At 60.9% G+C, this 6470-nt stretch carries 7 protein-coding genes; 5 read left to right on the forward strand and 2 right to left on the reverse strand.

The annotated features are described in order from the left end of the window. Positions 1-134: 134 nt before the first annotated feature. Complete coding sequence (gene hemL, locus JFN91_RS21145) at positions 135-1418, forward strand: glutamate-1-semialdehyde 2,1-aminomutase (RefSeq protein ID WP_199391128.1); 1284 nt, start codon at positions 135-137, stop codon at positions 1416-1418. Positions 1419-1662: 244 nt separating this feature from the next. Here the strand turns inward: hemL and JFN91_RS21150 are convergent, their stop codons facing one another. Both JFN91_RS21150 and JFN91_RS21155 read right to left on the reverse strand, forming a co-directional pair. Continuing rightward, positions 1663-2688 carry a GspE/PulE/PilB domain-containing protein gene (locus JFN91_RS21150; RefSeq protein ID WP_199391129.1) on the reverse strand — a complete coding sequence of 342 codons (1026 nt, stop codon included), beginning with the start codon at positions 2686-2688 and terminating at the stop codon, positions 1663-1665. 488 nt (positions 2689-3176) lie between these two features. Then, on the reverse strand, positions 3177-4232 hold the full coding sequence (locus JFN91_RS21155) for a GspE/PulE/PilB domain-containing protein (RefSeq protein ID WP_199391130.1): 1056 nt from the start codon (positions 4230-4232) through the stop codon (positions 3177-3179). Positions 4233-4592: 360 nt separating this feature from the next. Here JFN91_RS21155 and JFN91_RS21160 point away from each other — a divergent pair, with 360 nt between their 5' ends. The 4 genes from JFN91_RS21160 to atpE all read left to right on the forward strand — a co-directional run bounded on the left by JFN91_RS21160 (position 4593) and on the right by atpE (position 6290). Further along, complete coding sequence (locus JFN91_RS21160) at positions 4593-4835, forward strand: AtpZ/AtpI family protein (protein ID WP_199391131.1); 243 nt, start codon at positions 4593-4595, stop codon at positions 4833-4835. After that, complete coding sequence (locus JFN91_RS21165; RefSeq protein WP_199391132.1) at positions 4807-5193, forward strand: ATP synthase subunit I; 387 nt, start codon at positions 4807-4809, stop codon at positions 5191-5193. Before JFN91_RS21160 ends, JFN91_RS21165 begins: the two co-directional genes overlap by 29 nt. A 4-nt stretch (positions 5194-5197) precedes the next feature. Continuing rightward, positions 5198-5887, forward strand: coding sequence for a F0F1 ATP synthase subunit A (atpB, locus tag JFN91_RS21170; protein WP_199391133.1), 690 nt, complete (start codon positions 5198-5200; stop codon positions 5885-5887). A gap of 127 nt (positions 5888-6014) precedes the next feature. Further along, entirely contained in the window at positions 6015-6290 is a 276-nt protein-coding gene (gene atpE / locus JFN91_RS21175; protein ID WP_199391134.1) for an ATP synthase F0 subunit C, read from the forward strand. Positions 6291-6470 lie beyond the last annotated feature (180 nt).

The following is a 6470-nucleotide window of genomic DNA, read 5'->3' on the forward strand; positions in this document are numbered from 1 at the left end:
CCCCCCTCTTCCGCCTCTTCCACCCCCTCCGGCCGTATACGAGAAAATTTTTTAATTCTTGACAGATTATCCGCGGCTATGCTACCAGAGAGCCCGATAGTTAATAATTTCCAGCCAGTTAGGAGAACCCACCCATGCAAAACAGCCGTTCCTCGCAACTCTTTCAGCAGGCGCTCAAATCCATCCCCGGCGGGGTCAACTCCCCCGTGCGTGCCTTCCGCTCGGTAGGCTCCGATCCGCTGTTCATAAAGAGCGCCTCCGGGCCCATGATTTTCGACGAGGACGGCAACGGTTACATCGACTACGTGGGTTCCTGGGGGCCGATGATCGTGGGTCACTGCCACCCGAAGGTGGTCGACGCGATCAAGAAGGCCGCCGAGAGCGGCGCCTCCTTCGGCGCACCCACCGAACTGGAGATCACCCTGGCCGAGATGGTCATCAAGGCGGTCCCCTCCATCGAGATGGTGCGCATGGTAAGCTCCGGGACCGAGGCGACCATGAGCGCCATCAGGCTTTCCCGCGGCTACACCGGGCGTGACAACATCCTCAAGTTCTCCGGCTGCTACCACGGCCACTCCGACTCGCTGCTGGTGAAAGCGGGCTCGGGCCTGGCCACCTTCGGCGTGCCCGACTCCCCGGGCGTCCCGGCCGACCTCGCCAAGCACACCCTGACCGCGACCTACAACGACCTCGACTCCGTGCGCGCGCTGGTGGCCGCCAACAAGGGGACCATCGCCTGCGTCATCGTCGAGCCGGTGGCGGGCAACATGGGTACCGTGCCGCCGCAGGAAGGGTTCCTGGAAGGTCTGAGGGAAATCTGCACCGAGGAAGGGATCGTACTGATCTTCGACGAGGTCATGTCCGGCTTCAGGGTCGCCTACGGCGGGGCCCAGGAGCGCTTCGGCATCACCCCGGACCTCACCACCCTCGGTAAGATCATCGGCGGCGGCCTGCCGGTGGGCGCCTTCGGCGGCAAGAAGGAAATCATGTCCCAGCTCTCCCCGGCGGGCGGCGTCTACCAGGCGGGCACCCTGTCCGGCAACCCGCTGGCCATGACCGCCGGCATCGAGACCCTGAAACTTTTGCAGGAGCCGGGTTTCTACGAGAAGCTGGAGGAGAAGAGCAAGTTCGTGGCCGAGGGGATCGCCAAGGCCGCCAAGGACGCCGGCTTCCCGCTCTACTCCACCCGCGTCGGCTCCATGTTCTGCGGCTTCTTCTCCAAAGAGCCGGTGTACAACTGGGACAGCGCCGCCAAGTGCGACACCAAGGCGTTCGCCACCTACTTCCGCGGCATGCTCGAGGAAGGGGTCTACCTCGCCTGCTCGCAGTTCGAGACCGCCTTCGTGGGTGCGGCCCACACCGAGAAGGACCTGGAGAAGACCATCGCCGCCGCGGCCAAGTGCTTCAAGGCCCTCTAGGCTGACTTTTCCGCTTCGCGCAAACAAAAAGGCGCCCGCGTTTACCGCGGGCGCCTTTTTTCATGGTTGATGCCAACTTCACCCACCTCCCTGCCTTCAGGTGTCAACCCAAAGACAGAGGCAGAAAGGCTGAATTTTTTAACGCAATGACGCAAAGACGCTAAGAGAAACGAAAACAATTGGGTTACCCCATAATCTTTGCGCCTTTGCGCCTTTGCGTTAACAAACGCCTTCAGGTTTCAGCCTAGACGGAGACAAGCCTCCTGCGCAGCGCGATCATCTCCAGGCTCAACTCGGCCATCACGGCGACGCGCTGCAGCTCGAAGGCGCCTCCCCCGAGCCGTCCGTGGCTGTCGTGGGCGCAGATGACAGCCGCGACCTGTCCACCGAGCGATAACGGGACCATGAGGGCCGGAGCCGGCAGCTCGCCCCCCATCGCCAGCAGCAGCGCCCCCTCGGCTCCGGCGGAGACTTCGCCCAGAAACATGTCACGCTCCTGCACCACGCGCTGCAATTGGGGTGCCTCCTCCAGGGAGAGCGCACACCCGCTGAACCCGGGCACCGTTTCGCCGGCGGCCACCGCCTGGACACCGACCAGTTGGCCGTTCTTCAGGCGGACCACGGCGCCGCGGTCAAATTCTCCCGCCACGTAACAAAGCAGCGCCTGCACCGCTTCCGGTTCGGCCGAGGCCGCCGCGAGCCGGTCGGCCAACTCGGGAAGGGAAACCCGTTCCGGCTGCACTCCGTCACTGCGGTCTGCGTCCAGCACGGCAGGCTGCAGGTCCGGGGGAGCGAACTTGGAGCGGACCCCGCCCTGCACCGGGATGTAGCGCACCGGGCGCTTGATCCCATAACTGCGCTCCAGCGCTATGGTCAGGCGCAGCTCCGAGCAGACGCGCGGGATGATCACCAGCCCGGTGATGAACCCGATCTCGTCGATGGCCTTGAAATCGGAGGGATCGGACATGGCTATCACGAGACGCCCGCCGTCCAGCGACACCGGCAGCACACGGTAGCGCTCCACCAGCTCCAGCGGCAGCAATTCCAGCACGGCCTGCGGGATGGCTGCCAGGAGATCGTGGTCCACGCAGGGAACGCCGAGCTGCTCGCTCAGGACCCGCGCCAGTTGGTCCTCTTCCACCAGCCCCATCTCCACCAGGTTGGTCCCCAGCCTGCCGCCGTAGATCGCCTGCGCGTTCAGCACCTGTTCCAGCTGGGAAGCGTTCAACGCGCCTATCTTCATCAACATCTCGCCAAGGCGTGCCGCCATGTCACACCTCCTCCGCCCGGAGCCGCACCGGCAGGGCGGCTACAGGGGCTGTAGGGTGAGATCCAGAATACATGGATTAGACAACGCCAATTATTCTACCGGGTCGAGCAGAGGGTGCAATAGGAGGAGGGAGACTGGCTCCGCAAGGTGCCTGTCCCCTTAGGTCCTGTTCCTTGGCGGCAAGCTTCCCCCTTTTGCGAAGGGGGATTGAGCGGGATTTGACGCCTGGGGCAGGGTCGATGGCGGGGCTAGCTGGGTTAAATCCCCCCTGCCCCCCCTTTGCGAAAGGGGGGAACGTGAGGGATTGTGCGGCGCTTCGTGGGCAGGACGCTTCTTCTTACTTGAAAATGATCTCGTTCCCAAGGTCCGCCTTGGGAACGCAAAGCCTTTCAAAAGCTCCAGCTTCCCTTGGATGCATAGCTGGAGCTTTGCGCCATATGGGGTTCCCAAGCTGGAGCTTGGGAACCAGGAACGAGGAGAAGGGAGGATCAGGCGCTCTGGATCTTCCTGCGCAGCGAGAGCATTTCCAGGCTCAGCTCGGCCATGACACCCACGCGCTGCAACTCGAAGGCGCCGCCGCCGAGCCGGCCCTTACTGTCACTGGCACAAATGGCGCCGACCACGTGCCCTCCAAGCGAAACGGGGAGAAGCAGCGCCGGCGCGGGGAGCTTGCCGCCCATAGCCCGGACCAGCGTCCCCTCGGCGTCGCCAACAGCGAACTCGCAGATCACCAGTCCCTTTTCCTGGACCATGCGCTGCAGATGGGCCATCTTCTCGATCTCCGCCTGGAATCCCGGGAAGCTCTCCACGGCCAACCCGTCGGCGACAGCCTGGACCCCGACCGCCATGCCGGACTTGAGACGCAGGAAACCGCCCCGGTCGAACTCCCCGGAGATGTAGGAGATGAGCGCCTGCACCACCTCCTTCTCGCTGCCGGCGGCGGCCATCATGCCGGCCAGATCCTTGACGGTTACCTGGTCGGCGAACATGGGCTCCCCGACGGGGCCGATATCACGGCCTTCGAACGCATTATAGGAGGAGCGGGCCTCGATCCTGGTGCCGGCCTCGAAGTTGGTCCTGATCCCGCCTTCGACCTGGATGAACCGGGTGGGGCGGTTGATGCGGTAGAACCTCTCGAGGGCAAGGTTCAGCCTGACCTCGGGGCAGATCCTCGGCTTGATGACCATCCCGGTGACAAAGCCGATCTCGTCGAGCGCCTTGAAGTCGTGCGGATTGGTCATGGCGAGGGAGAGGCGCTTTCCTTCGACGGCCAGCGGGACCACCCGGTAGCGTTTGACCAGCTCGAGCGGCACCAGGCGCAACACCTGGTCCGGGATGGCAGACAGTTCCGCCGGCTCCACGCAGGGGGCGCCCATCTGCTCGCTCAGTACGTGGGCCAGTTCCTCCTCGGTGACCAGCCCCATCTCCACCAGGTTGGTGCCGATCCTGCCACCGTAGATCACCTGGGCCTGCAGCACCTGGTCCAGTTGAGCCTTGGTAAGCGCCCCCACCTTGAGCAACATCTCGCCAAGCTTTACCGACATCGGTTACCTCCTTGAGCACCGCGGCTCGTGTTCAGAAAACCATGCTACTGAAACAGGAAAATTGGCGTATTCTACTTAACGCAAGCTGATGACGCAACCAACTTCTGCAGGACTCGATAAAAAGTGGGTCTGTTGTACACGGTCGAACAGCAGTTGGGCCTTGTTGGCAGCGACACCGGCTAACTGTTACAATGGCAGAAGCGGGCAAGGCAAAGCACGCCCGGCACACGGGATACCGCGATAAATCGTTATTTTTGTTGAGCGCAGTCTTGGAAATTAATTGACATTAGCACCAGGTACGTGCTATTTAGCCTTGGTTTTCTACCCGTGATTTGTATACGGGAAAGAGGACACACAGTTATGGATGAAGAAAAAAAGAACCTGCTCAGGACACTGGGCATGGTCTCCACCATGGGGATCTCGTTCGCGGTGGCCATCGCCATCGGCGTGTACGTCGGTCTGAAGCTGGACCAGTGGCTCGGGACCAAGCCGTGGTTTTTCTTCATTTTTCTCTTCTTCGGCATTGCGGCAGGCTTCCGCAACATCTTCATATTAGCGGGCAAAGAACTGCGCGATGGCGGAGACAAGGATAAACGAGAGTAACATCTTCTCCTGGCTGGTCCGGGGGAGCCTGCTGCTGAGCACGCTGCTCGCCGCGGCAGGCGCGCTGCTGATCTCACCGAGATTCGGCGGTTCCCTCTTCGTGGGGGGGATGCTGGCCCTGGCCAACTTCTTCTGGATCCGGGCCGGACTGGAAGCGGCGCTCAGGATGCAGCCGCGCAACGCATCACGGTTCGCGATACTGCGCTACGTGTTACGGCTGGCCATCATGGCCGCCTTTTTGTACCTCTTGATCGTAGTCTTCAAGGCCGACATCTTCGGCCTGGTGATCGGACTCTCGGTCCTTGTTTTGAACATAATCGCTTTTTCGATATATTTGTCGACCCGTAAAGGAGGCTAGCTGCATGGTTCATCCGTTTCTATTCCTTCAGTTTTTCCGTGAGTTGCTGCACCCCCTCGGTTTCTCCGAGGCCAGCGCTGACGCCGTCGTCTACACCTGGCTGATCATGATCGGCCTGGTGCTCTTCTCCATCGTGGCCACCAAGAGGCTGCAGGCAGTTCCGTCCGGCGCGCAGAACTTCATGGAAGTCATCGTGGGCGGCATCGAGAACATGCTGGTTGAGACCATGGGCGAGCACGGCCGTCCGTTCTTCCCCCTGGTCGCGACCCTGGCGCTGTTCATCCTCGTTTCCAACCTGATCGGCCTGATCCCGGGCTTCTTCCCGCCGACCGCGAACATCAATACCACCGCGGCCTGCGCGGTCGTCGTCTTCATCACCACCCACATCGTGGGCGTGAAGGAGCACGGCGCCGGTTACATCAAACACTTCCTGGGCCCCATCGCCTGGCTGGCCCCGATGATGTTCTTCATCGAGGTGATCGGCCACCTGAGCCGCGTGATCTCGCTGACCCTGCGTCTCTTCGGTAACATGAACGGCCACGAGCTCGTTCTGATCATCTTCTTCGGCCTGGCTCCGTTCATGGTGCCGCTGCCGATGATGCTGATGGGCGTGCTGGTTTCCTTCATCCAGGCCTTCGTGTTCATGCTCCTGGCCATGATCTACATCCAGGGCTCGCTGGAGCACGCACACTAGAAACCGTTCAACGTTCAACGTTCGAGGTTAAGCTCCTCAACATGAGCCAAGAACAGAAGTTACGACTGACTACTTAATCTTTCATTCCTATACTATTTAGGAAAAATACGCAGCAAAGGAGAAACAAATGGAATTCTTTACTATGTGTGTACTCGCAGCAGGCATCGGCATGGCTCTCGGCACCCTCGGCACCGGCATCGGTCAGGGTCTCGCAGTTAAGAGCGCAGTTGAAGGCGTTTCCCGTAACCCGGGCGCTTCCGGCAAAATCCTCACCACCATGATGATCGGTCTGGCGATGATCGAGTCCCTGGCAATCTACGCCCTCGTTGTTTGCCTCATCATCCTCTTCGCTAACCCGTACAAAGAAGTTGCAATGTCCGCTATCAAGGCTGTTGCGAAGTAATTAGCTTCCCCACAAGGGAACGGAAAAGGGCGTGCCGCAAGGTACGCCCTTTTTTTGGTGCTTTGCCGGGAAAGGCAAAGACAAATCCCCCCTGTCCCCCCTTTGTATAGACCGGAGACATAGGTTACACATGTTCGGAGACATGGGTGACACTTATTGCCAAGAAGTGACTTCCCTCTT

The sequence above is a fragment of the Geomonas anaerohicana genome (genome assembly GCF_016458305.1).
Classification (GTDB): Bacteria; Desulfobacterota; Desulfuromonadia; order Geobacterales; family Geobacteraceae; genus Geomonas; species Geomonas anaerohicana.

What these genes read in the sequence shown, in the direction of transcription:
- JFN91_RS21160 (WP_199391131.1), top strand. Translation starts at nt 4,593, where the DNA reads ATGGATGAAGAAAAAAAGAACCTGCTCAGGACACTGGGCATGGTCTCC.
- JFN91_RS21150 (WP_199391129.1), bottom strand. Translation starts at nt 2,688, where the DNA reads ATGGCGGCACGCCTTGGCGAGATGTTGATGAAGATAGGCGCGTTGAAC.
- atpE (WP_199391134.1), top strand. Translation starts at nt 6,015, where the DNA reads ATGGAATTCTTTACTATGTGTGTACTCGCAGCAGGCATCGGCATGGCT.
- atpB (WP_199391133.1), top strand. Translation starts at nt 5,198, where the DNA reads ATGGTTCATCCGTTTCTATTCCTTCAGTTTTTCCGTGAGTTGCTGCAC.
- JFN91_RS21165 (WP_199391132.1), top strand. Translation starts at nt 4,807, where the DNA reads ATGGCGGAGACAAGGATAAACGAGAGTAACATCTTCTCCTGGCTGGTC.
- hemL (WP_199391128.1), top strand. Translation starts at nt 135, where the DNA reads ATGCAAAACAGCCGTTCCTCGCAACTCTTTCAGCAGGCGCTCAAATCC.
- JFN91_RS21155 (WP_199391130.1), bottom strand. Translation starts at nt 4,232, where the DNA reads ATGTCGGTAAAGCTTGGCGAGATGTTGCTCAAGGTGGGGGCGCTTACC.